Annotated in this window: 19 protein-coding genes and 3 tRNA genes; 2 read left to right on the top strand and 20 right to left on the bottom strand. The window is 32.8% G+C overall.

Going from position 1 to position 25913, the window contains the following annotated elements:
- Positions 1-11 precede the first annotated feature (11 nt).
- The 6 genes from lepB to ACSYSW_RS03120 all read right to left on the bottom strand — a co-directional run bounded on the left by lepB (position 12) and on the right by ACSYSW_RS03120 (position 7985).
- The gene (gene lepB / locus ACSYSW_RS03145) at positions 12-1013 is read right to left on the bottom strand and encodes a signal peptidase I (RefSeq protein ID WP_491704740.1); all 1002 of its coding nucleotides are present in this window, start codon (positions 1011-1013) and stop codon (positions 12-14) included.
- A gap of 23 nt (positions 1014-1036) precedes the next feature.
- Positions 1037-2833 carry a translation elongation factor 4 gene (gene lepA / locus ACSYSW_RS03140; protein WP_491704741.1) on the bottom strand — a complete coding sequence of 599 codons (1797 nt, stop codon included), beginning with the start codon at positions 2831-2833 and terminating at the stop codon, positions 1037-1039.
- Between the two features lie 151 nt (positions 2834-2984).
- Positions 2985-3995, bottom strand: coding sequence for a MucB/RseB C-terminal domain-containing protein (locus tag ACSYSW_RS03135; protein WP_491704742.1), 1011 nt, complete (start codon positions 3993-3995; stop codon positions 2985-2987).
- Between the two features lie 30 nt (positions 3996-4025).
- Positions 4026-4580, bottom strand: coding sequence for an RseA family anti-sigma factor (locus ACSYSW_RS03130; protein WP_491704743.1), 555 nt, complete (start codon positions 4578-4580; stop codon positions 4026-4028).
- A 107-nt stretch (positions 4581-4687) separates the two neighbouring features.
- Positions 4688-5260, bottom strand: a complete 573-nt coding sequence (rpoE, locus tag ACSYSW_RS03125; protein ID WP_491704744.1) for an RNA polymerase sigma factor RpoE — start codon at positions 5258-5260, stop codon at positions 4688-4690.
- A 256-nt stretch (positions 5261-5516) separates the two neighbouring features.
- Complete coding sequence (locus ACSYSW_RS03120; protein WP_491706106.1) at positions 5517-7985, bottom strand: class I adenylate cyclase domain-containing protein; 2469 nt, start codon at positions 7983-7985, stop codon at positions 5517-5519.
- A gap of 72 nt (positions 7986-8057) precedes the next feature.
- Between ACSYSW_RS03120 and ACSYSW_RS03115 the strand changes: the two genes are divergently transcribed.
- Entirely contained in the window at positions 8058-8702 is a 645-nt protein-coding gene (locus ACSYSW_RS03115; RefSeq protein WP_491704745.1) for an NUDIX hydrolase, read from the top strand.
- Positions 8703-8713: 11 nt separating this feature from the next.
- On the opposite strand, the gene ACSYSW_RS03110 is transcribed toward ACSYSW_RS03115, so the two are convergent.
- From ACSYSW_RS03110 to ACSYSW_RS03090, 5 genes are all read right to left on the bottom strand, one after another.
- Positions 8714-8788 (bottom strand) — tRNA-Gln (locus tag ACSYSW_RS03110).
- A gap of 25 nt (positions 8789-8813) precedes the next feature.
- Positions 8814-8898, bottom strand: a tRNA-Leu gene (locus ACSYSW_RS03105).
- Positions 8899-8992: 94 nt separating this feature from the next.
- Positions 8993-9069, bottom strand: a tRNA-Met gene (locus ACSYSW_RS03100).
- 116 nt (positions 9070-9185) lie between these two features.
- Entirely contained in the window at positions 9186-10283 is a 1098-nt protein-coding gene (locus tag ACSYSW_RS03095) for a tRNA nucleotidyltransferase/poly(A) polymerase-related protein (protein ID WP_491704746.1), read from the bottom strand.
- Positions 10284-10286: 3 nt separating this feature from the next.
- The gene (locus ACSYSW_RS03090) at positions 10287-10901 is read right to left on the bottom strand and encodes a TIGR04211 family SH3 domain-containing protein (protein ID WP_491704747.1); all 615 of its coding nucleotides are present in this window, start codon (positions 10899-10901) and stop codon (positions 10287-10289) included.
- Positions 10902-11118: 217 nt separating this feature from the next.
- Here ACSYSW_RS03090 and priA point away from each other — a divergent pair, with 217 nt between their 5' ends.
- Positions 11119-13287, top strand: coding sequence for a primosomal protein N' (gene priA, locus ACSYSW_RS03085; RefSeq protein ID WP_491704748.1), 2169 nt, complete (start codon positions 11119-11121; stop codon positions 13285-13287).
- Positions 13288-13381: 94 nt separating this feature from the next.
- Here priA and ACSYSW_RS03080 read toward each other — a convergent pair whose 3' ends face one another.
- The 9 genes from ACSYSW_RS03080 to bamA form a co-directional block, all read right to left on the bottom strand.
- Positions 13382-13696 carry a ComEA family DNA-binding protein gene (locus tag ACSYSW_RS03080; protein WP_491704749.1) on the bottom strand — a complete coding sequence of 105 codons (315 nt, stop codon included), beginning with the start codon at positions 13694-13696 and terminating at the stop codon, positions 13382-13384.
- Positions 13697-13870: 174 nt separating this feature from the next.
- Entirely contained in the window at positions 13871-15727 is a 1857-nt protein-coding gene (locus ACSYSW_RS03075) for a SurA N-terminal domain-containing protein (RefSeq protein WP_491706287.1), read from the bottom strand.
- A gap of 131 nt (positions 15728-15858) precedes the next feature.
- Positions 15859-18297 (bottom strand): endopeptidase La, encoded by a 2439-nt coding sequence (gene lon / locus ACSYSW_RS03070; protein ID WP_491704751.1) that lies wholly within the window; start codon positions 18295-18297, stop codon positions 15859-15861.
- Between the two features lie 240 nt (positions 18298-18537).
- On the bottom strand, positions 18538-19785 hold the full coding sequence (clpX, locus tag ACSYSW_RS03065) for an ATP-dependent protease ATP-binding subunit ClpX (protein ID WP_491704752.1): 1248 nt from the start codon (positions 19783-19785) through the stop codon (positions 18538-18540).
- Between the two features lie 18 nt (positions 19786-19803).
- Positions 19804-20406 (bottom strand): ATP-dependent Clp endopeptidase proteolytic subunit ClpP, encoded by a 603-nt coding sequence (gene clpP / locus ACSYSW_RS03060; protein ID WP_491704753.1) that lies wholly within the window; start codon positions 20404-20406, stop codon positions 19804-19806.
- A 114-nt stretch (positions 20407-20520) separates the two neighbouring features.
- Positions 20521-21822 (bottom strand): trigger factor, encoded by a 1302-nt coding sequence (gene tig / locus ACSYSW_RS03055; RefSeq protein ID WP_491704754.1) that lies wholly within the window; start codon positions 21820-21822, stop codon positions 20521-20523.
- A gap of 108 nt (positions 21823-21930) precedes the next feature.
- Complete coding sequence (lpxD, locus tag ACSYSW_RS03050) at positions 21931-22959, bottom strand: UDP-3-O-(3-hydroxymyristoyl)glucosamine N-acyltransferase (RefSeq protein WP_491704755.1); 1029 nt, start codon at positions 22957-22959, stop codon at positions 21931-21933.
- Positions 22959-23447, bottom strand: a complete 489-nt coding sequence (locus ACSYSW_RS03045; protein WP_491704756.1) for an OmpH/Skp family outer membrane protein — start codon at positions 23445-23447, stop codon at positions 22959-22961. Before ACSYSW_RS03045 ends, lpxD begins: the two co-directional genes overlap by 1 nt.
- Positions 23448-23483: 36 nt before the next feature.
- Complete coding sequence (bamA, locus tag ACSYSW_RS03040; RefSeq protein ID WP_491704757.1) at positions 23484-25898, bottom strand: outer membrane protein assembly factor BamA; 2415 nt, start codon at positions 25896-25898, stop codon at positions 23484-23486.
- Positions 25899-25913 lie beyond the last annotated feature (15 nt).

Raw genomic sequence — 25913 nt, 5'->3', positions numbered from 1 at the left:
AAACTATCGTTTTATTCTATTCCACCAATGCGGTTAAATCTAAATCCTGTCGGCCATTCGTCAGGTTGCTTTTCAAAACTCGCCCAAATGAAAGTTGCTTTTCCAACAAAATTCCTTTCCGGTACAAATCCAAAATAACGGCTATCACCACTGTGATCACGATTATCACCCATCATGAAATATTGACCTTTAGGGACAACCCAAGTCGAATATGGTTGATTTTTTTGTTGAAAATAAGATGAACCCTGCATCAAATTATCATTAGATAATAAAATAGTATGTTTATGTTTTCCTAATGTTTCTTCGCGTTCTTTCATACCTATTCTTCGACGAATATTTGAATCAGGAATACCTATTTGTTGATCTTGCTCTAACGTATAGAAAATCGGATTATTAACACCTAATTCTTGAATTTCTTTCCAATTAGCAGTTTGCGTTTCACTATACTGTAAATCTAATGGCGTACGGCTTTGACCAACACAATCTTTATCCGTTTCTTTACAAGCAGGATAAATAGTTAAAGTTTTATCTTCATTCGAATAAACAATTTTATCGCCTGGTAAACCAACAACACGTTTGATAAGATCCATTTGAGGGGCTAAAGGATGCTTAAATACTGCAATATCACCGCGCTCTGGTTTGCCAGTTGGAATAATCACCGTATTAGTAATGGGATCTCGTAATCCATAAGAAAATTTTTGTACTCCAATAAAATCACCAATTAATAAGGTTTGCATCATTGAGCCTGATGGTATTTGAAAAGGCTCAATTAAAAATGATCGAATTACAAAAACAATAAAAAGGATAGGAAAAAATGAAGCGATATTCTCAATCCATCCGTTTGGTTTAGCTATATCAGCAAGGATTTTACCGTCTACATCACCATTGGTTTCTTTTCTAACGGCTTCAACTTGACGTTGTCTTGCAGGTTTCCATTTAAATTTTTCAAGACACCAGAAAATTCCTGTAATTAATGTAGCTACAGTTAGTATGATGGCAAATAATCCAGCCATTTTTTACCTCTTATCTTTTATGATTAATCTTTACCCACATGCAAAATAGCTAAAAAAGCTTCTTGTGGCAATTCGACATTACCCACTTGTTTCATGCGTTTTTTACCTTCTTTTTGCTTTTGTAATAATTTTTTCTTACGGCTTACATCACCACCATAACATTTTGCCAATACATTTTTACGAAGTTGTTTAACCGTTGAGCGAGCAATAATATGATTGCCGATTGCTGCTTGAATGGCAATGTCGAATTGTTGCCGTGGAATTAATTCCTTCATTTTTTCGACCAATTCTCGCCCTCGATAGGGCGCATTATCTTTATGAGTAATTAAAGCCAAAGCATCAACTCTTTCACTATTGATTAATACATCAAGCCTAACCATGTCAGAAGCTTGAAATCGTTTAAAACTATAATCTAAAGAAGCGTAACCGCGTGAAGTGGATTTAAGTTTATCAAAAAAGTCTAGTACAACCTCTGTCATTGGGATTTCATACGTTAAAGCTACTTGATTACCGTGATAAACCATGTTGGTTTGTACGCCTCTTTTTTCGGCACATAAAGTAATCACATTACCTAAATACGTTTGAGGAACTAAAATATTACATTCGGCAATCGGTTCCCGTAATTCTTGGATATTGTTAATAGCCGGTAATTTAGCAGGACTATCTACATACACGATATCATTTGATGTGGTCAATACTTCATAAACTACTGTCGGCGCTGTAGTAATTAAATCAAGATCATATTCTCGTTCTAAGCGTTCTTGAATAATTTCCATATGCAATAAACCAAGGAATCCACAGCGGAAACCAAAACCTAATGCACCTGAATTTTCAGGCTCATAAAATAATGAAGCATCGTTTAAACTTAATTTACCTAACGCATCACGAAATGCTTCATAATCATCAGAACTCGTTGGAAAAAGACCCGCATAGACTTGTGGTTTTACTTTTTTAAAACCAGGTAAGGGTTTATCTGCTGGCGCTTTTGCAAGCGTAAGTGTATCACCAACTGGAGCACCTAAAATATCTTTAATTGCACAAACAACCCAGCCGACTTCACCACAATGTAAGCTATCTTTATCAACTTGTTTTGGCGTAAATATCCCTAATCTATCAACATTATAGGTAATTCCCGTACTCATGACTTTAATCTTATCGCCTTTATTTAATTCACCATTTTTAATGCGAATTAATGAGACAACACCAAGATAGTTATCAAACCATGAATCAATTATAAGAGCCTGTAATGGTGCATTTTCATCACCTTCTGGTGCTGGGATTTCTTTAACGAGTCTTTCAAGAACATCTTCGACACCAACACCTGTTTTTGCTGAACATCGAACAGCATCCGTTGCATCAATACCAACGATATCCTCTATTTCATCAGCAACGCGTTCAGGCTCGGCGGCGGGTAAATCGATTTTATTTAACACGGGTACGACTTCAAGATTCATATCAAGCGCAGTATAACAATTTGCTAGTGTTTGCGCTTCAACACCTTGACCTGCATCTACGACTAATAAAGCACCTTCACAAGCGGCTAGTGATCGAGACACTTCATAAGAAAAATCGACATGCCCTGGCGTATCGATAAAATTAAGTTGATAAGTTTGACCATCTTTAGCATGGTAATCTAAAGTCACGCTTTGTGCTTTGATCGTAATCCCTCGCTCCCGTTCTAGATCCATCGAATCCAAAACTTGCGCTTCCATTTCTCTATCCGAAAGTCCACCGCAAATTTGAATAATCCGATCAGATAAGGTTGATTTACCATGGTCAATATGAGCAATAATTGAAAAATTTCGGATATTTTTATTCATTTCAATAAATTATTTAATTTAATAAAGTTTAACTTGATTTTGTTCAGTATTTAAAAGATTACCATTTATTGATTAACCTTTTAAATAATCACGTGAAGAGTATCGTTTATTCTACACATTAATGGGACTTAAGCATAGTTTTTTAGATTTATTACGACGATTTAGCCACTATATTTTGTGCGATTTTTTCAATGGTCGTTAAGGGTAAATTACCAATTATTATAATATTTTTCTTATTTTTATTCGTCGAATATATGGTTGTGCTGCCTTTTTGTAAACTTTGATTACCTTTAGATAATGTTTCGTCAGAAATATTAACAGTGATCGAAAACACACCATCTGTATATAATTTGCTCGCGATATCAGAATGATAAAAATTTATGCTATAGGCATTTTTTTCAATAAATCCATCGGGTAACCAAGTAATTTGCCAATCATTAAAAGAATCATTTTGTTGTTCAAGGGCAAGTAAAATAGGTTTAGGACGATTAGTCATGCTGCTTAGTATCTTTTCTCTATCAACATTAAAATCGAGCTCTACAACTTTCATTTGCCATAATAAATTAAGATTTTGATCTAACAAATCAATTCGAAGTGGTAAATAGCTTTTTTCATCAATCCATAATACATAATTATATCTATCATTATTTTTAGCCACGACACGAACTAATTGCGTACTTCGATTTGCTGTCCGTGCTTTACTCACTAAAATAAAATCATAAAGGACATTGAGTTTTTCAAAATCGCTATAAATAATATCAGGGTAAACATCAACAACGTGAGAACTTGATATCGAAAAAGGATGGCTATCAGGCTGGTAATAACTAACGGTTTTGTTGCTAAATAGGATCTCTTTGGCTGAAGCTTCTAAAGCAATTAAATGGGCAATTATTTGATCAGTTTGTTCATGCCCTAAATAGTTATATTCATAACTTTCAATAAAATTCTCTTTTTCTTGGGTGACATAATTAATATGATAACTTTGTGTTTTAACGGCTTGGCTCATTTTCGTTAATAAATCTAGCGCATTATTAACATGAGGAGAATCAGCATAAGAAGAGAAAGCATTGAGTGTTGATAAAAACACTAAAAATAATGAAAAAGAAGATAACTTTTTCATTAAATAAATTTTTAAATGAGCAAGTTTTTGTATCTTAAACATTTTGTGTTATAAACCTGTTTATTTAACAATCTAATAATTATTTAATCTTTTTTGTAATTCATAATCTTGCAACAATAATTTAATTTTATCATTATGGATTTGTTCTAACTCTAATTGTTCTTTATGATTTATTCCACCTGCCGGTTCAATATTAACACCAATTGGCATTGTATTAAAAATAGGTAAATTATTACCATTTGTTTGATTTTGATAATATTGAACGCCCGTTATAATGGCTAAAGTAACGCAAGCCGCTAAACTCGCCTGACCCAGTTTGAACATAAGTTTTTTAACACGCACTGTTAATAATGAATTTGTTTTTGGTGCTTTTATAGCAGAAGGTTGGGATTGAGGGGTAAACTTAGAATAAGTATCATCGCTTGCAATAGCCCCCGCAACAGAATCTACCATGCTGTTTTGTAAGCTACTTGAATGCAATTTCTTAGCCATCACTTGGCGTATAAGATGGTAACGTTGCCAACTTAATTGGAATTCTTTATCTGATTCCATAATATTAATAATATTAATATTCGCTTCTTCGCCATCCATTAAAGCAGAAAGATGCTCTTTATTTTGTTCTAACATAGTAAATACCTTAATTTTATGATTGCTCACTATGAACTTATTTTGTTAATTTTTTTATTCAATATAATTTCACTGATTAATTTATTATTTCGTTATCTAAATAATATTTAATTTAATAGTGGTCTTAATTTTTCATCAATTGCTTCACGTGCTCTAAAAATTCGTGATCTTACCGTCCCAACAGGAGTATCCATGATTTGTGCAATTTCTTCATAACTCAATCCTTCAATTTCGCGTAGCATGATAGCTGTTTTCAAATCATCGGGTAACAGGTCTATTGTCTTAAAAACAATATTTTCAACTTCTTTTGATAATAATAAACTTTCCGGATTATCAATATCTCTTAAAAAATCTGCACCATCATAATTTTCCGCATCACTCGCATCAATATCAAATGATGGTGGTCGTCTACCTAGTAATGTTAAATGGTTTTTAGCTGTATTAACTGCAATGCGATAAAGCCAGGTATAAAAAGCACTTTCCCCTTTAAACAAATTCAGTGATCGATAAGCTTTTATAAATGTTTCTTGCACAATATCTTGCACTTCGGCAGCTGAAACATAACGAGATACGATATAACCTAATTTATATTGGTAACGAGACACTATCAAATTAAACGCATTTTTATCTCCCACTAAAACACGATCAATTAATATTTGGTCAGTTACTTGTTCGCCCATTTAAGACCAATCCTCATTATAATAATCACTTTTGTTCGGACTAAAATTGCGAACACTAGTCATTAGATTTAATTATTTAAAAAAAGTTCCCTTTATTTTAATGGATTTTATAGTTTATTCATTATTAAAACAGATTTATTAATGAATTTATTCGCACTTAGGGACTTTTTAGTGTTCACTATTATGAATTTTATTTCTTTTGGTTTAAATTTAAAAATAGAGTTAATTATATTAATGATTTAAGAAGATTTAATCATTAATTTAAGAGAGTTATTTCTCGATTACCCTCAGGTTTGTAAGCAATTTTATAAAATTGCGGTAAATTAAAATTAACCGAACTACTTGTTGTAAAACTAAATCGATCATCTGATACCGCATAAAAATCATTGACATCTTTTATCATCGATTCTTTATCACCATTGCAGTTACGGTAAATTTCTACTTGGTTATGTTCGTTTAAGATATAAAGGTCAAATCCTGATTTAGTATCCTCAAAAAAGAATTGTATGATCCCTTCGTATGCCATATTATCGATTTCTTTAGGTAATTCATTTGTTTGATCTTGAAGATTTAGCGCTCTACCTTGAATTTTATAATTTGAAACCGCTCCATAAAAATCAATCGCACTTTCAAATTGATGATACGAAACACCTAATCGTTCAAAAAAAAGATACCATGAGCTGCTGTTTATTCTTAAAGGTTTTACTTGTGTGGAATTCGTTTCAGTTGTGGATAATCGTAATGTCACACACTCATCCATTAAACTTTTTATTTGTTTTTCGATTTCTCTACCTAAATATTTACTATAACTGAAAATTTTAATTGAATCAGGAATATCAGCATCTTTATGCATTCGATTTAATAAACTTTTTATTGCCTCAAGTATGGTAAAATTTCCATTAAAATGTAAAACGCGAATTTCATTCCACGAATTTCGATATAATAAATCAATCGATCCTACTAAATTTAATTCGTATTGACCATAATTCAAGACATTAGTACTAAATTCATATTCAATATCTATTTTTTCAGTTGGGTCTTCTTCAAGATTTAGGATAATAGCAAGATGTCTGATTTCACAGGGTCCTAAAAGTTGTTGTTCTTTTATTGATGCTGGGTCAATTGGAAAATAAGATTTTAAGTCTTTAATGAGATCAGCAATCTTTCGATTATTGTGATCGGGTCCATCAAAATAATAAAGTTCAGTATTATTATCAATTAATCGATTAAAATAACACCAAGCAACGAGTTTCACTAAATATTTACTGTATTCTAAATATTGATGACTGATAATAGATGTAAGTGTTGGCGCTTGATTAAAAACATACCATCCTGCTCGGTTAATGCGATCATGTTTAACGCGTATAAACGTTAATGCTTGTTCTTGCAGATTAGATGAAAGATTTAATTTTAATTGCGTTACTTTACTCGGTAGTATTTCAAAGGCAGCATAAAGTTTACGTGTTAAAACAGTGAGATCTTGTGGGCTCACTAGGGAATCTAAATTATTTCGTCGTCCAAAATTTAATAAATTGCGATACCCTGTCATCATTGTGTGTAAAAGAATTTCATGGACCTCTCTGACTTGTTCTATCTTCCAGTTATCGCATGCATCTAATCTCGCAATATAATCCTCACTCCAATTCCACTCTTTAACTAAATCACTAATTACTTGCCTTCGCCAACAAGAGCCGTTATTTGGTTTTGATAATTTATGATTAATCTTTAAATAAAAACAAGCTCGCACTAAATTTAACCGTTGAAAATCCTTTATCTCATTTAAATAATCACTAATCCTTTTTAACAGCATGCAATAAGGATCAAGCGTTAGGGATTCTATATTTCCTTGAGCAATACTTCTTTTCATCTCGAGCGCTATCGTATGGTTTTCAGGATAAATCCACGAATAGGCTTCAAGTAATAGGGTTTTAAGAACAGCTTTAAACGGTGAATCAATACTTTTATATAATTGCCATAAACTTGCACCAAAATATTCCTTAGCAGATAACCCCGTTACAGGCCCAAAATCAATCCATTCTTCTCGATTAATTAAATCAAGTTTAATTAAGGCTTGTTCACATTCATGATAAGAATTATATTTAATACCACTAACCATTAAATCAATGGGTATCATGTACCATAATAATAATTTCCCCGCCAATAATGTTGCAGTTCGATAAAATTCTTCCAACAAAAGTATATGTTGTGCAGAGCCGCAATTTTCATCAATCAGGCATTCTAGATTTTTATTAATAAATCGGTTAGCATCGACAATAAATAACGTTAGTTTTACGTTTTGATTTTTAGCCCATTCTTCAATCAAGAGGCATTTTTGTTGTAATGCTTTTCTTTGATCTTTTGAGAGATTATTTTCAATACAGATCCAAATATCCAAATCAGAATCTTCCGATTGACCAAGCGAACAGGTACTGCCCATTGTGTAAAGTGCAGATATTGTTATCGTTTGTTCCGATAAATCAGCAGTAAAATTAAATTTATCATTAAGATAATCAATAATTTCTTGATTGGGCTGATAACCAAAAATACCGCATGGCGTATCTTCATCAACATAACCGATAAGTGTTGGATGATTGAAATGAAATAAAGAAGGTAATAATAAAAAAACACGCTTAAATTCAACTGAAACATTAGATAATGCTCGTTTTCTCTTTAAATGTGCAAGATTTCGTAGTTCATGTTTTATGTTATTAATATAAGAGTGCATCACATTGATTTCAATAAAAACTTAACTAACGCTTGTCGCAATTTAACATGTTATTATAGTTACGTAAAGCTTATGTCTAATTTAAATTTTAACAATGAAACTATTATGATAACGATTGAACAAATAATGACGAACATTCACCATCATTCAGAAATAACGCCAACAATACCTCAAGCGGCAATTCTTATCCCCATAGTTAATATAAATCACAAATTACACTTATTATTTCAAGTAAGATCTCAATTCTTAAAATGGCAACCGGGTGATATTTGTTTTCCAGGAGGTCGTATTGAAAAAGAGGATAAATCGCCTGAGCATGCTGCTATCAGAGAAACAAACGAAGAGTTAGGTATTATAAAACAAGATATAAAAATTTTAGGTACATTACCAGATTTTATTGCCCCTCTTGGATTGCATATTTTTCCTTTCTTTGGTGAGTTAACGTCTTTAAATACGTTGCATCTTAATCAAAACGAAGTTGAAAAAATTTTTACAGTTCCCATTGAATGGTTTATTAAGCAAAACCCCGAAACAGCAATAATACAAGTTGCCCATAAACCGAGTGATAATTTTCCATTTCATTTAGTTCCTCGGTATGGAAAAAAATGGCAGAAAAAATCGGAGCATTCAGTTTATTTTTATACTTTTGGCAAGTATGTAATTTGGGGATTAACTGCACAAATAACAAAAACTTTTATTGATAATATCACACATTGATATGAATAAAATGGCTGGGGTACCAGGATTCGAACCTGGGAGTGGCGGGATCAAAACCCGCTGCCTTACCGCTTGGCTATACCCCATTAGAGGAATTTATTAAGATTTAAATGGTGCGGGTGGAGAGACTTGAACTCACACACCTTGCGGCGCCAGAACCTAAATCTGGTGCGTCTACCAATTTCGCCACACCCGCATTTTAACTATCAATTATATCTCGGTTAAATATAACTGATTATTAATCACATAAGTTTATCAATAAACAATGTATTAATAAATCTAAATCTTAATGGTGGCTACGACGGGATTCGAACCTGTGACCCCATCATTATGAGTGATGTGCTCTAACCAGCTGAGCTACGTAGCCATTTATTCGCAACGTCATAACCAACACTGCGAGGCGCATTATGCTTGCGTAAAAGCAAATCGTCAACCCTTTTTTTTAGATATTCTTAAAAAAAAATACAATCGATTAACTCACAGTCAAATCTTGTTTGATATCACCGCAATTCGACGTTTATGTAACTCTTCCGAAATATGTTTACCTGTAAAACCTTGTGCAATGATTTCTTGTACATTGACCTGTTTTGTTTTTTTAAAGGCATTAATCAATATATTAGTTTGTTGTTCAAAATTATCATTTGTCATTGCACGACCTATTAATAATAATTTTGTTAATCTCTCAGGATTTCGCCAAACATCAATGCCATTTAACAAATCTAATGTCCCATTTGCATTAAATTGCTCAATATCCATTAAATCTTTATGATACTTATAAGCTAATAAAGCCAATTTATAATAAGAATTCGGTGCTTTAATCTTTGTGGTTAATGTCTCTAAACTCGCGTTATTGATCATATTTAAACACAATACAGCAAATCGCACTGTAAGATCTTGCGAAAGCAATGAAGCTTGTTTTAATGTTTTAAAACTATCATCAGATAAGCATAAATTAGGAAATAATCGTGGTAACGCACCACATTGCATTAAAACCTGAAAATAAATTTGCGGATCATCGGTTGACAGTGCCTTTTCTGTCTCAAGCCAAATTCTTTCTGGCGTTAAAAATTCCAATTCACACGAAGCAACCATCTGCTTCATTAATAGCCATGTTTCATCAGCAATTTTAAAACCTAACTGATTAAAACGAGCAGCAAAACGTGCAACACGCAAAACGCGTAAAGGATCCTCACGAAAAGCAGGAGAAATATGCCGTAAAATCCGATGTTCTAAATCGTAAAAACCATGGTAAGGATCAATAATTTTATCGTTCTTATCCATCGCTAATGCATTAATCGTCAAATCACGGCGTGCTAGATCTTGTTCAAGGGTAATATTAGGATCAAAATCGCAAATAAATCCTGTATAACCATGCCCAGATTTGCGTTCTGTTCTCGCTAAGGCATACTCTTCTTTAGTTTGCGGATGTAAAAATACAGGAAAATCTTTACCTATTTGCTGATAACCTAATGACAGCATTTGGCTTGGCGTTGCACCTACTACGACCCAATCACGATCTTTAACCGGCAAATTAAGTAATCTATCTCGAACACTACCACCAACAAGATAAACGTTATACATTCGTTAGCGCATCCAATTATTTTTACGGCGTTTTGGTAATAAAAAAGGTAAAAGCAAGCCGACTAAAAGACCACTACCTGCAACAATTCCGCCATAAGTAAACCATCGAATAATAAGATCTTGTTTTTTTTCGTCGGCTTGAGTTAAGGCTGAATCTAGCTTAACATTTTGTTGTTTGATTCGATTGTTGAGTTCATCATTTTGTTGCTTCAAACTAACAATCTGCTCATTAGCAATCGATAATTCTGTAACATAATCTTTAATTTTAGATTGCTGATCGTTTTCTTGATTATTGATTTGATTTTTATAATTAGCTAATTCCAACTCTAATTCTGGTAAACGACTTTTATCACTTGGTTTACTTGTCAATTCGGCACTATCTATCCATGCAATTCGCCCGTTTGCATCTTCAATACGGCTAAATTTACCATCTTGACTTAGTTCCAAAACTTCAACTTTATCACCAGGTTTAAGGGAGCCAATTAATCCATATTGTATTCCTGGTCCGCGACGTAAATAAATATTAATATCATCAGTAACATATTTTTCGGCGGCTAAAACATTAAAAGAAAATCCAGTAAAAAAAATGAAAAGAAGCATAATATATTTTTTTATCATTGTATCGTTTCCCATGAATAAAATTAGATTCATAGTAACATAAAAATCCCTATAATCGCATATTGTTGTGATTTACTCTTTTTCATATTTATTATTATTACGTTATTCATATCATTATCAATGAATTCACACCGCAAGAAATAAAAAATATGTTTCATTTTTGCGAAGTTTTCGAAAACTGCGTAAAATATTATTTTTTATTGTTGTGATGTTATTAATGCTAATCGCTCATATTGCCTTACCGAAGCCTTTATATCATTTATTTGACTATCAATTAACCCTGCCAGCAAAGATTGGTTGTAGAGTAAAAATTCCATTTGGCAACCGTGAAGTGATTGGATTAATTATGGCTATTGATGAAAAAAGCCAATTTGATATAGCTAAATTAAAACCGATTAGTGAAATTATTGACAATGAACCACTTTTTTCTCCCGCAATTTGGCAATTATTAACGTGGGCTACAAATTATTATCATTACCCAATTGGCGAAGTTTTTTTTCATGCAATGCCCGTTTTATTAAGGCAAGGAAAATCAACACTCATTCCTTTTGAAAAAACCTGGCAATTAACTGATTTAGGCAAACAAACCAATGCCAAAACACTATCAAAATCACCTAAACAGCAAGCATTATTAATCCAATTGCAAAATAATCAAAACATACTTGATAATTTTAGTTCAGCAATATATCAAGCGTTACAAAAGAAATCATTAATTGAACAAGTGCCAAAAATAACCGTTCCGATTAATTGGCGTAAAAATTACTCGACAAATAAAATACAAATTCAACTTAATGAAGAGCAAATAACAGCAATTGAAACTGTAAATCGGCACAATAATGGATTTAATGTGTTTTTGCTTGAAGGTGTAACAGGTTCTGGAAAAACTGAAGTATATTTAAATGTCTTAAGCTCAATAATAGCGCATGGTAAACAAGCATTAGTCTTAGTACCCGAAATTAGCTTAACACCACAAACCATTAACCGTTTTAAAAAGCGATTTAATGCACCGATTGATATATTACACTCTGGTTTAACTGATAATGAGAGATTACAAGTTTGGTTACGTAGTAAAAATGGCGAAAATGCTATTGTTGTTGGTACGCGTTCGGCTTTATTTACACCTTTTGCTGATTTAGGCATGATTATTATTGATGAAGAACATGATAATTCTTATAAGCAGCAAGAAGGATTTCGTTATCATGCCCGTGATTTAGCAATTATTCGCGCAAAACTTGCCGATATTCCGATTCTATTAGGATCGGCTACTCCCTCGCTAGAAACATTAAATAATGCAATTAATCAAAAATATCATTTACTTACATTAAACAAAAGAGCGGGTAATTCATCTTTCGCTAGTCAATCTATTCTTGATTTAAGAGGGTTAGTGTTAGTTGCAGGTTTATCGCAACCTCTAATAGAACAAATTAAAAAACACTTAACTGATAATAATCAAGTGATCTTATTTTTAAATCGCCGTGGATATGCGCCATTATTAATCTGCCAAGATTGTGGTTGGATTGCTGAATGTCCTAAATGTGATACTCCTTTTACGTATCATCAAAAAAATCATGCTCTTAATTGTCATTTTTGTGAACGTCAGCGTAACGTTCCCAATCAATGCCCCAAATGTGGTTCAACACATTTACTACCTATTGGTTTTGGAACTGAGCAATTAGAAAAACAATTACAAATCTTATTTCCTAATGTTCCTATTAGTCGTATTGATCGTGATACCATTAATAGTAAAGGTAAATTAGCTACTTATTTAGATAATATACAGCAAGGTGGTGCGCATTTACTTGTAGGAACACAAATTCTTGCCAAAGGGCATCATTTCCCTGATGTGACATTGGTCGGGATTATTGATGTTGATGGTGCGTTATTCTCTAATGACTTTAGAGCAACGGAACGTTTTGCGCAAATTTATACGCAAGTATCAGGGCGAGCAGGTCGTGAATCTAAAGCTGGAGAAGTTATTTTACAAACATACCATCCAGAGCACCCTTTACTAAATGTATTACTGCACAAAGGGTATCGTGAATTTGCTAACCTAACACTACAAGAACGTAAACAAACAAATTTACCGCCATTTAGTTATCAAGTTTTAATACGCGCAGCAGATCAAAATAATCAACAAGCCTCCGCCTTTTTACAGAAAATTCATACGTGGTTAAAAAACAATAATCAACATAAGCTGTGGTTATTAACGCCAATGCCAGCGGCTTTACCAAAAAAAGGCGGCTATTATCGTTGGCAGTTATTAATACAACATACTAATAGGCAACAGCTTCATCAATTAATTTTTAATCTATTGATTGAACTTGAAAAGTGGAAAGAAACCAAAAGTGTAAGATGGAGTATTGATGTTGATCCGTTAGAGAGCTAATTTGCTATCACAAAAAAATTATCGTTAAAACACAGCTAGCCTAAAAAAATAGATAGCTGTATTTTTTTATAATAACCAAAATTAAATTGTCTTATTATTGTAGAATAATTTTCTCTTTATTTTTATCAAAAATTGAAGGTCCAATTCCTGATACTTCCTTTAATTGTTCAACGGCAATAAAAGGTCCAAATTGATTACGATAATCAATAATTTTTTTGGCTTTATTTATACCAATACCCGTTAATGTTTTAACCAGTTCTTCAGCTGTTGCTGTATTAATATTGACTTGTTCTATTTGATTTTGCAGCTGACTAAAAGATTGTTCTGACTTTTCATTAGTTGCAGCAAGACTTAAAGTTGAGAAAAATAAACACGAAATGAAAAACGTTAATATAGAAATAAATTTCATTTAAAAGACTCCTAAATAATTATGGATAGTTACGCAATAAATTTGCCTATTAAGTATCCCTATCTTTTAAATAAAATAGTGTCATATGTTATAAATATGCGAAAAGTCACCTAAGTGACTTTTCATTTTTTATCTTTGTTACATATTTTGTCGAGATTGATCACAATTTATGTTTTAATAAAATTTAATATCTGCTTTAGAAACAAGATCAGAAATTAAATAATTGTATTCATTACTTGCAATAAGTTCTTGTAATTTAGTTGTTATATCCGTAATAGTTGTTGCTGGAGTTGTGCTCACTAAGGCAATAATATAGGCTTGATTATTATCAATAATTTGAGCGCCAAACGTTGCAGCCTTATCGTAAATTGGCACAATATCAAATACTTTGTTAACAACACGTTCATCCAACTCAGTTGAGTTACGTGTTAAGCGCATTTGTTGTTGAAAAGCGACTTGAGAAGAATGCCCTTGTGCATTAAGTTCATTCACAATTTTATCGATATTTTCACTAAAACGAGACTCGGCAATATCATTCGTTAATTTTTGTTTGATATAGTCTTGAACTTCATCAAATGCAGCAATACCTTCAGGTCGAAAATCTACAACTTGTAAAACAATATTTACGCTTGTTTCATTATTACCTTCAGTAATCATATTTGAAATTTTTCCAGTCGCATGATCATCTTGGACTAGATCTTCAAAAGCAATATTTTTTACATTTTGATAGGCTAAAATATTTGATCGACTGCGATATTGAGTCCATCCCGCTTGATTGACCTTAAGACCGGTAATAGAAGAAATATCTTCTAATGTTGCTTTTGGATCTTTTAAGGCTTTTTGTAATTCAGCTTCTTTTGAGAAAAATAATTTATCTAATTTTTTATCGGCTAAATTTTTTCTAATTTCTAATTTAGCATAGTCATAATTTTTTAATTCTGCTTTTCGAACAGCATCTAATTTAACAAATAAATAACCCTCTTCCGTTTTAATTGGTTTTGAAACTTGACCTACTTTCGTTAAATTCGCTTCTTTAATTTCAGGCAATGACTCCATACCATCAATAATCCATCCAATAGAGCCATTTTTGAATAATGGATTGCTTTGCTGTTTAGCAAACATATCTGCTAATTGATTAAAATCTTTACCTTTTTTTAATTGCTCAGCAATATTATCAGCATTTTCTTTATCAGAAGCAAAAATTGTACTATAGGATTTTTGACCTTTGGCCCAATAATTCTTACTATTCTTAGTATATTCATCACGAATTTCCTTTTCGTCTACCTTAATTTCGTATTTATAATCATTTCTATCATTTATAATATAATTATATTTAATCCTATCCTCGCGTTTAAATTTCTCTTTATTATCATTATAAAAATTCTTTTCTTCATCAGCTGTTACGTTAATATCTTGATCACCAATACTTCTAGGAGAAATTTGCGTAATATAGACTAAGCGAGTTTCATTTTGTAACAGAGATAATTCAGAATCAACAGGTAAAGCAAAAGAGGTATTAAATAAAGCATCAAGCATCTGCCCATTTTGCAATTCTGAACTTAAAAGATTTTCATATAAGACAGGTTCAATACGATTTTGGGTAAGTAATTTGCTATATTCTTCATTACTGAATTTTCCATTAACAAAAAAGGTGGGATTATGATGAATCACATTCATAACCTGACTTTGACTATAATTGGCTTTAAGTTTTTTAGATAACTTATAGGTTAAATTATTAGCTATAAAATTTGTTAATACTTTTCGGCGTATAGCCTGTTCGTTGGCTTTACTGTTTAAATCAAAAACCGTTTCCTGATAATTAGCAACGGCATGCTCATAATCACTTCTACCAATAGGTTCGCCATCAACTTTCGCAACATATAATTGCTTATCTCGCTCATCATTACCCGAATCAAATAAAGATGAAAAGCCAATAAAACCAATACCACTAAAAATAAACGCTAAAATAATAATTCCAAAAATAATTTTAACGATAATATTATTCGCAGCTCCGCGGATAGAATCCATCATATATCGTGTTTCTCCATAGATTATTTTAATGTTTTCAAGTATAGCATATTTAATAAAATTAACTATTATCTGTAAAAAAAGGATAAAAAAATAGACCAACTTAACGTTGGTCTATTACTGTTAACATTTAATTAATTTAAACTAACAGGAACATCATGATTAGTTTTCACCTTTTTTAAAGTTCTTTTGGTAATAGAATTTACTTTTTTCTTATCAGTGATAACCTCTATCCCAAATGGGTTATTTTGTAACGCAATAGTAATGACATCATCAATCCATTTAACAGGATGAATATCTATCTCAGATTTAACATTATCGGGGATCTCTTCAAGATCTTTTACATTTTCCATCGGAATAATCACTGTTTTAATGCCTCCTCGATGAGCTGCCAATAATTTTTCTTTAAGCCCACCTATCGGTAAAACTTCACCGCGTAAGGTAATTTCGCCTGTCATTGCAACATCCGCTCGAACTGGATTCCCTGTTAAAGTCGAAATTAAAGAAGTGCACATGGCAATACCCGCACTGGGTCCATCTTTCGGAGTTGCTCCATCTGGTACATGTACATGAATATCTCTTTTTTCATAGAAGTCAGGATTAATACCTAATTTACTTGCTCTTGCACGAACTACAGTTAATGCAGTTTGGATAGACTCTTGCATAACATCACCTAACGAACCTGTATAAGTCAGTTTTCCTTTACCCGGTACGCTCATAGATTCGATCGTTAATAAATCGCCACCAACTTCAGTCCACGCTAGACCAATCACTTGACCAATTCGATTTTCATTATCTGTTTTGCCATAATCAAAACGATAAACCCCTAAAAAAGATTTAAGATTTTCGTCAGAAACCGTTATATGCTTTAATTTTTTGTCTAAAGCTAATTGTTTCACCACTTTTCGGCAAATTTTAGCAATTTCTCTTTCTAAACTGCGCACACCTGCTTCACGTGTATAGTAACGAATAATACCAATGATCGCGGAATCCTCAATAGTGATCTCAGAGTCTTTTAGTCCATTGTCTTTAATTTGTTTGGCAATTAAATGCTCTTTAGCGATATTTAATTTTTCGTCTTCGGTATAGCCTGATAGGCGAATAACTTCCATACGATCTAATAAAGGTGCCGGTATATTCATTGAATTTGCTGTTGCAACGAACATTACGTCAGACAAATCATAATCAATCTCAAGATAATGATCACTAAAACTATTATTTTGTTCAGGATCTAGCACTTCTAATAAAGCCGACGCAGGATCGCCTCTCATATCAGATGCCATTTTATCAATTTCATCTAATAAAAATAATGGATTTTTAACACCCACTTTCACCATACGCTGAATAAGTTTACCTGGCATTGAGCCGATATAAGTTCGACGATGTCCACGAATTTCAGCTTCATCGCGCACCCCACCTAATGCCATACGTATATATTTTCGCCCTGTCGCTTTAGCTATAGACAGACCTAACGAAGTTTTACCCACCCCTGGAGGTCCAACTAAACATAAAATAGGACCTTTAACTTTATTAATACGACCTTGAACAGCTAAATATTCCAAAATGCGTTCTTTGACTCTATCGAGTCCATAATGATCTTTATCTAAAATCTGTTGCGCATTTACAATATTCTTTTTAATTTTAGATCGTTTATGCCATGGAATTTGGATAAGCCAATCAATATAACCACGTACAACTGTCGCTTCTGCAGACATAGGCGGCATCATTTTTAATTTATTAAGTTCAGCAAGGGCTTTATCAATAACATCTTGAGGCATTTTTGCTTCAAATATTTTATTTTTAAGCTCTTCTGTTTCATCTTGCTTATTATCAACATCGCCTAATTCTTTATGAATCGCTTTAATTTGTTCATTTAGATAATACTCTTTTTGCGCTTTTTCCATTTGTTGCTTAACACGTTGACGGATGTTTTTCTCAACTTGCAATAAATCAATTTCCGCTTCCATCATCGCTAACAATAGCTCTAAACGCTTTTCTAAATCTGCAGTATCTAAAATCTCTTGTTTTTGTTCAACTTTTAAAAGTAATGTTGCTGCAATAGAATCTGCCAATTTTGAAGCGTCTTTAATAAGACTAATTGAGTCAATCATCTCTTGAGTAATTTTTTTGTTGAGGTGAGCATATTCTTCAAAATTAGATTGCACAGCACGAATTAGTGCCTCATTAATATCGATTTGTTCATCATCTTCATGTTGTAAGTCTTCAATATTAGCAACTAAAAATTCATTTTCATCTTGCTCGATAATTTCGTCAATTTTGCCTCTTTTTATCCCTTCAACGAGAACTTTTATCGTACCATCCGGTAATTGTAAAAGTTGTAAAATATTGGCAATAGTACCAATTTTATAAACATCATCAATACCTGGATCATCTTGGGATGGATTCTTTTGCGTAACTAAAAAGACTTTTCTATCCATTTCCATAGCACTTTCAAGACAATGGATAGATTTATTGCGACCAACAAAGAGAGGGATTACCATATGAGGAAAAACCACTACATCTCGCAACGGTAAAATAGGCATAATCATCTGTTTCGTTTGTTTTGTTTTCATCTATTTCTCTCTAATAATACTAACCTTGTTATTATGTTGGGATTATTTTTTATTATTCAAGTCTTCTTGGTTATTTAGCCATAAATCCTTATTTTTTTGTAAAATTTTAACATATATATAAAAAAATAAGCTTTTATACATTATCAATATATAATATAGATAACATATAAAAACTTAATTTTGTAAATAATCAATTAGAAAAACGAGATAAAGATTAATCTTTTATTTTATCGTCTCACGTTAATCTTTATAAATTAATTTAGGTGGTTGCGATTTCTCAATGGTATCTTCATCAATAATGACTTCGGAGACATTTTTATTTGATGGTAAATCATACATTGTATCTAGTAAAACATTTTCAACGATGGATCGTAATCCTCGCGCACCTGTTTTACGTTTCATTGCTTTAACAGCAATGGCATCTAATGCCTTAGGAGAAAATTGTAAATTAACATTTTCTAAATTAAATAATGCCTGATATTGCTTAGTTAACGCATTTTTAGGCTGCGTTAAAATATTAATTAAGGCTGCTTTATCTAATTCTGTCAGAGTTGCAACTACTGGTAAACGACCAATAAATTCAGGAATTAAACCAAATTTAATAAGATCTTCGGGTTCAATTTGAGCTAATAATTCAGATTCGGATTGTTTTTGCTGTTTTCCTTTCACTTCAGCACCAAAACCGATACCGGTATTAATAGAAATGCGATTTTCGATAACTTTATCAAGGCCGCTAAACGCACCACCACAAATAAATAATATTTTAGATGTATCGACTTGTAAAAATTCTTGTTGTGGATGTTTACGCCCACCTTTAGGGGGAACTGAAGCAATAGTACCTTCAATAATTTTTAATAATGCTTGTTGTACACCTTCGCCAGATACATCGCGCGTAATTGAAGGATTATCAGATTTACGAGAAATTTTATCAATTTCATCGACATAAATAATACCATTTTGCGCTTTTTCAACATCATAATCGCAATTTTGTAATAATTTTTGAATGATATTTTCGACATCTTCACCAACATAACCCGCCTCAGTTAGCGTGGTTGCATCTGCCATAGCAAAGGGAACATCTAAAAAGCGTGCCAATGTCTCAGCTAATAATGTTTTACCGCTGCCGGTTGGACCTATTAAAAGGATATTACTTTTCCCTAATTCAACATTATCTTTATTAAGAGGGTGACGCAATCTTTTATAATGATTATAAACTGCAACCGCTAATACTTTTTTCGCCCTATCTTGCCCAATAACATATTCGTCAAGATGAGCACGAATTTCGTGAGGGGTTGGTAAAATACGTTTTACAAACTCCTCAGTCGTTGAAAATGTCTTATTTTTATCCTTCAAAATGTCGTTACATAAATCGATACATTCATTACAAATAAAATTATCCGCAGGACCAGCAATGAGTTTAGCAACTTCGTGTTGGTTTTTACCGCAAAACGTACAATAGTGTAATTTATCTGAATCTTTTTTATTCACTGTGTCACCTTTTATCAATTAAGAACGTTTGCTAAAAATGGCATCAACTAATCCATATTCTACTGCTCGCTCAGCAGACATAAAATTATCTCGATCCGTATCTTTTTCAATAACGCTAATATCTTGTCCCGTATGATAAGAGAGAATAGAATTTAATCGACTCTTAATATTTAAAATTTCTTGTGCATGAATTTGAATATCCGATGCTTGGCCTTGAAATCCACCTAATGGTTGGTGAATCATAACACGTGCATTAGGTAAACAATAACGTTTGCCTTTAGCACCCGCTGTTAACAATAAGGAGCCCATTGAACAAGCTTGCCCTAAACAAATTGTGCTAACATCAGGTTTAATAAATTGCATGGTATCATAAATTGACATACCCGCAGTGACAACACCACCCGGTGAATTAATATATAAATAAATGTCTTTTTCAGGGTTTTCTGCTTCTAAAAAAAGCATCTGAGCAACAATTAGATTCGCCATGTTATCTTCAACCTGGCCAGTTAGAAAAATAATTCTTTCTTTCAATAACCGTGAATAAATATCATAGGCTCTCTCTCCACGAGAGTTTTGCTCAACCACCATTGGAATAACGCCCATGTAAGGTTCGATAGACATTTTAATCTCCTAATTAATAAAATAGCCCAAAAAGAAAACTCTTATTTGGGCTTTGATATAATTTCAATAATAAGTGCTAATAAATTATCGTTATTTCATGTAGTTTATGAAAAACTAAGCACTTTGAGGATTCATTAATTCAGAAAAGGAATAATTTTTTTCCGTTACTTTCGCCTTAGCTAATAATTGTTCAACTACTTGATCTTCAAGCGCAACAGATTTTAAATTATCTTTTGCTTTTTTATCTTTAGTATAGTACTCACGAACTTCATTAGGATCTTCATAAGCACTAGCTATTTCATCAATAAGTTCTTGAACCTTAGCTTCGTCCGCTTCTAATTTATCTTTTTCAATGATTTCACTGAATAATAACCCCGTTACGACACGACGTTTAGCTTCATCTGCAAATAATTCTTTTGGTAATTCGAATGATTGTTTAGTATTTCCACCAAAACGAGCAACAGCTTGTTGACGTAATACATCAATCTCGCGATCAACAAGTGGAGTAGGCGCGTCAATATCATTATTTTTAATCAAACCTTCAATAACTTGAGCTTTAATTTTATTACGAATGGTTGATTTAAGTTCACGTTGCATATTTTTTTGCACTTCATTGCGTAAACTTTCAACTGTACCATCAACAATACCAAAACGTTTAATGACATCTTCTGTTAATTCAGGCAATACTAATTTTTCTACCTTTTTAAGATTAATTGTAAAAGTAGCGGGTTTACCTTTTAAATTTTCAGCGTGATATTCTTCTGGGAATGTGACATTAATATCAAATTGTTCACCTGCTTTGTGACCTAGTAATGCATCTTCAAAACCGGGAATCATACGACCTTGACCAAGAACTAAAGCAAAATCAGTTGCTTTACCACCTTCAAATTCTTCACCATCTACTTTACCAACAAAATCCATTGTAACGCGATCTTGATCTTTAGCATTATCAGAAATTTCTTCCCAGGTACCTTGTTGTTTACGTAATGTTTCAATCATAGTATCAATATCTGCATCAACGATTTCAGTAACGGGTTTTTCAATTTCAATTTTATCAAGATCTTTAATTTCAATTTGCGGATAAACTTCAAATTCAACAGTAAAAGTATAATCTTCACCCTCTTTATATTGTGAAGGGATATATGTAGGCGCACCTGCTGGATTTAATTTTTCTTGAATAATTGCTTCAATAAAATTACGTTGCATTAATTCACTCAAAGCGTCTTGTAAAATAGAAGCTCCATAACGTTGTTCAACTATCTTTAATGGTACTTTTCCTTTACGAAATCCATCAATACGAACTTTTTTTGCTGTTTTAGCAAGCTCAAAATCCATTGCTTTTTTAATATCATCAGCTTTAATTGTTATTGATAAACGTCGTCCTAAACCTTGTGTTGTTTCAACCGAAACTTGCATCTTTATACCTCAGAATTATTTGAATATTATTAGCTTCCAATGATTTAATAACTATCATTGCGCTTAAAAATTTATAAATTAGATGAGCATTATAGCGACCGTGACTAGTTACGTCGAGGTTTTTAATAGTCTCTTTTCAAGAGACTTCAAGCGTTTACTCATTTCATCAATATGTAAAACTAGAGAAGCGGTTTTTCGCCATACTTTATTTTCTTGTAATGGAATACCTGAAGAATAAACACCCGGCTCTGTAATTGGGCGCATAACCATCCCCATACCTGTCACTGTTACTTGATCACAAATTTCCATATGTCCATTGATAACACTGGCGCCGCCAATTAAGCAATGTCGTCCAATTTTAAGGCTTCCGGCCATAATAACGCCACCCGCTACAGCAGTATGATCACCAATAATGTCGTTATGAGCAATTTGACATTGATTATCAATAATTACCCCATTCCCGATTACGGTATCATCAAGCGCACCACGATCGATTGTCGTTGAAGCACCAATCTCAACATGATTACCAATAATGACTTTTCCTAGTTGGGGTATTTTTATCCAATTACCTTTATCATTAGCATAACCAAATCCATCAGCGCCAATGACTGTTCCTGACTGAATTAGACAATGAGTACCAACTACACAATTATGATAAATAGATACGTTTGCCCATAATTGTGTCGATTCACCAATCTGGGTATTTTTGCCTACAAAACAACCCGCTCCAATTACACAATCATTACCTAGTATAACTCCACTTTCTATAACAGCATTAGCGCCAATCGAAACATTTCGACCAATTTTAGCTGTAGGATCGATAATTGCTGATGGTGCAATTCCTGAAGCTGCTTTTGGCGTTGTATCCAAGAGTTGTGCAAGTAAAGCATAAGTAAGATAAGGATTTTTGACAATAAGAGCAGCTCCATGCCAATATTCAAGACTATCTTCTGTTAAAACAATAGCTGTTGCTTTACAATTTTCTAGCTGGTTATGAAATTTTTTATCAGCTAAAAAAGTAATTTGTCCTGCGCATGCATTTTTCATAGAAGCAATACCGGTGATGATTAGCGAACCATCACCATGTACTTTAGCGTTAAGTTTCTTTGCTAGTTGCTCTAAAGTAAAAGCAAACATTATTTTTTAACCTTCTGAAGAACTTTTTCTGAAATATTCACTGCGTCAGAGGCATATACAGCCGCTTCTGCTTTTAAAATAAGATCGTATTTTTCTTCTTTAACGACTTCGTTCATTGCATTTTCAACTTTAACTAATAGTTTTCCCGCTTCTTCAGATTCGCGTTTACGATAATCGACAGTAAATGTTTTCGCTTTAGCTTCAAAATCAGCAACCGTTTTATTAAGTTGCGCTTTTTCAGAAGTTGTTAAAGTCAAACTGTCTTTTTTTAATTTAGCCGATGCCGCCGATGCTTTTTTCTCTTCTTCTTGAAGTGCTTTCGCTCTCGCATCAAATTCTTTATCTAAAGATTTGCCGACTTCTTCACGTTGAGGCATTTTTTGTAAAACTGACATCACATCAATGACACCAATTTTCATTTCTGCATGGGCAAAACCTGTCATTAATAATGCCGCAGCTAAACTCATAATTGAAATAATTTTCTTCACTTTATTATTACCTCTTAATTTTGATTTATTACATGTTTACCATGTGGATCCAATATTAAATTGGAATTGTTGAGAGGAATCTCCCCTATATTTCTTAATTGGTTGCGCATAAGAGAACACTAACGCCCCTAATGGCGACATCCATTGTACAGCAATACCACCAGACATGCGAATATCTGATGGTGAACTATAATCAGGAAGATTGCTATTTTTTAAATCCCATTCAGTATCCCAAACCGTACCTGCATCAAAGAATAAAGATGTACGAATTGAATTACTATATTTTTCACTAGCAAATGGTGTTGGTACAATAAGTTCTGCACTTGCAAAAGCTAAAGCATTACCACCAACCGCATCTTTACTTGCTTCACAGCCTGAAGAATTTTCTAAATTACATCTTGAATTCTCAAAATAGACTGCTTTAGGGCCTACCGTATTCGATTTAAATCCACGTAATACTGTTGAACCACCGGCATAAAAGTTTTCATAAAACGGTAATTCTTTACCCCCTAAACCATTACCATAACCAAGACGTGCACGTGTTAAAAATACCCAATTATGGTCATAATCTATTGGGTAATAATAAGATGCATCTGAAATTAATTTGTAATAACGATTATCAAACAATGGCGCCGTTATTTTAGCATTAGCAGATAATCTTAAACCTTCCGTCGGGAAATAACCTCTATCCAATGAGTTATAAATCCAATATGCACTTAATAAAACATCATTGGTATTATATGAAATAGATTTTTTCCCTTTTAAGTTTGCACCCATAGAATCAAAATAACGCCACATTCCATATTGAGGTTGCATATCAGATAATTTATGATTCGCAAATTCAGTACCAAATCGAATAAAATTATTTTCACTAATTGGGAAACCTAAACTGGTTGAAGCACCCCATGTTTTACTTGAATATTCTGATTGGTCATCATCATCAGCTTTGTAAGTATTGTAATAAATACTACCACCTAAACTAACACCATCTACTGTAAAATAAGGATCAGTAATTGAAATTGATGCAGTTTTATCGGTATCAGTTGTATTGACATCAAACGAGACACTGTTACCTGTTCCTAACCAGTTTTCTTGTGAAATACCAGCATTAAAACTTAGTCCACTGTCCGACCCCACACCTATACCAAATTTAATACTACCTGTATTGCGTTCAGTAACTTTATAAATCACTTCAACTTGATCATCAACACCAGGAATACGCTCTGTTGTTACATCAACTGTATCAAAAAATCCTAATCGATTAATACGCTCTTTACCTAATTCGACAAGACCATTACTTAACCACGTCCCTTCCATTTGGCGTAATTCTCGGCGAATAACCTTTTCACTTGTTACGCTATTACCGACTATTTTAATATCCCTGACATAATATCTTTGACCAACATCAACAAATACCATTAATTTAACAGTATGATTTGTGTCGTTCATATCAGGATGAACTATAACACGAGGAAATGCATAACCGTAATTTGCTAATAACCGTTTTATATTATCTTCAATTTGTGTTATTTTTTGCCCATTATATAATTCGCCATTTTTAATACGTTCCTTGGCAATTTTCATGATTTCATCTTTATGACCAGCAAAATTACCTGAAAACTCTATATCAGATAACTTATATTGCTCACCTTCATGAATATTAATTGTGACATAAATCCCTTTTTTATCAGGTGTCAAGCTGACTTGCGTTGACTCGATATTAAAACGAGCATAACCACGATTAAGATAATAACTTTGTAGTTCATCTAAATCAGCAGCTAATTTTTGTTTTTGATATTTACGATCACCTAAAAGATTCCACCAAGGTACCTCATCACGCAAGGAAAAACGTGAAATAAGTTCTTCAGAGGAAAAAGCTTTTGCACCAACAATATTGATTTGATCAATTAATGCCGATTTACCTTCGCCAATGACTAATTTTAAATCAACTCGATTACGAGAAAGAGGGGTAACAACAGCTTTAACTTGAGCGTTATATTTACCAATACTATAATAAAAATCTTCGAGTCCTTTTTCAATAGAAGAAAGTGTTGTTCTATCTAACGCTTCGCCTTCTCGAACACCAGAACTATCAAGATTTTTCTTGAGCATATCATCTTTTACCGACTTATTACCCGAAAAAGTAATATTAGCAATTGTTGGACGTTCAAGTACTTTGATAATGAGTTTATCACCATCACGTGCAACGCTAATATTTTCAAAATTGCCGCTGGCATAAAGTGCTTTGATGATGCGACCTAATTCGCTTTCATTAACATAATCACCAACTTGAATTGGCATTTCAAGTAATGCAGCTCCGACTGTTACCCGTTGTAATCCTTCAAATTTAATGTCTTTAACAACAAAATCTTCAAGACTAAAAGCGCTCGAACTATAAAATGAACTGGTTCCTAACAGCAAAGATGCCAAAAGTAATTTATTTATTTTCATGTAAATGTTTATAAC

The sequence above is a fragment of the Gilliamella sp. ESL1225 genome (genome assembly GCF_058502635.1).
This window is presented reverse-complemented; position numbering and strand designations above follow the sequence as displayed.

Bases quoted from the DNA above. Each gene is read 5' to 3' on its own strand.
- ACSYSW_RS03115 (WP_491704745.1), top strand. From the start codon at position 8,058: ATGTCTAATTTAAATTTTAACAATGAAACTATTATGATAACGATTGAA.
- bamA (WP_491704757.1), bottom strand. From the start codon at position 25,898: ATGAAAATAAATAAATTACTTTTGGCATCTTTGCTGTTAGGAACCAGT.
- ACSYSW_RS03090 (WP_491704747.1), bottom strand. From the start codon at position 10,901: ATGATAAAAAAATATATTATGCTTCTTTTCATTTTTTTTACTGGATTT.
- ACSYSW_RS03130 (WP_491704743.1), bottom strand. From the start codon at position 4,580: ATGTTAGAACAAAATAAAGAGCATCTTTCTGCTTTAATGGATGGCGAA.
- rpoE (WP_491704744.1), bottom strand. From the start codon at position 5,260: ATGGGCGAACAAGTAACTGACCAAATATTAATTGATCGTGTTTTAGTG.
- tig (WP_491704754.1), bottom strand. From the start codon at position 21,822: ATGCAAGTTTCGGTTGAAACAACACAAGGTTTAGGACGACGTTTATCA.
- ACSYSW_RS03135 (WP_491704742.1), bottom strand. From the start codon at position 3,995: ATGTTTAAGATACAAAAACTTGCTCATTTAAAAATTTATTTAATGAAA.
- lepA (WP_491704741.1), bottom strand. From the start codon at position 2,833: ATGAATAAAAATATCCGAAATTTTTCAATTATTGCTCATATTGACCAT.
- lon (WP_491704751.1), bottom strand. From the start codon at position 18,297: ATGAAAACAAAACAAACGAAACAGATGATTATGCCTATTTTACCGTTG.
- ACSYSW_RS03080 (WP_491704749.1), bottom strand. From the start codon at position 13,696: ATGAAATTTATTTCTATATTAACGTTTTTCATTTCGTGTTTATTTTTC.
- lepB (WP_491704740.1), bottom strand. From the start codon at position 1,013: ATGGCTGGATTATTTGCCATCATACTAACTGTAGCTACATTAATTACA.
- lpxD (WP_491704755.1), bottom strand. From the start codon at position 22,959: ATGTTTGCTTTTACTTTAGAGCAACTAGCAAAGAAACTTAACGCTAAA.
- ACSYSW_RS03075 (WP_491706287.1), bottom strand. From the start codon at position 15,727: ATGATGGATTCTATCCGCGGAGCTGCGAATAATATTATCGTTAAAATT.
- priA (WP_491704748.1), top strand. From the start codon at position 11,119: ATGCTAATCGCTCATATTGCCTTACCGAAGCCTTTATATCATTTATTT.
- ACSYSW_RS03095 (WP_491704746.1), bottom strand. From the start codon at position 10,283: ATGTATAACGTTTATCTTGTTGGTGGTAGTGTTCGAGATAGATTACTT.
- clpP (WP_491704753.1), bottom strand. From the start codon at position 20,406: ATGTCTATCGAACCTTACATGGGCGTTATTCCAATGGTGGTTGAGCAA.
- ACSYSW_RS03120 (WP_491706106.1), bottom strand. From the start codon at position 7,985: ATGCACTCTTATATTAATAACATAAAACATGAACTACGAAATCTTGCA.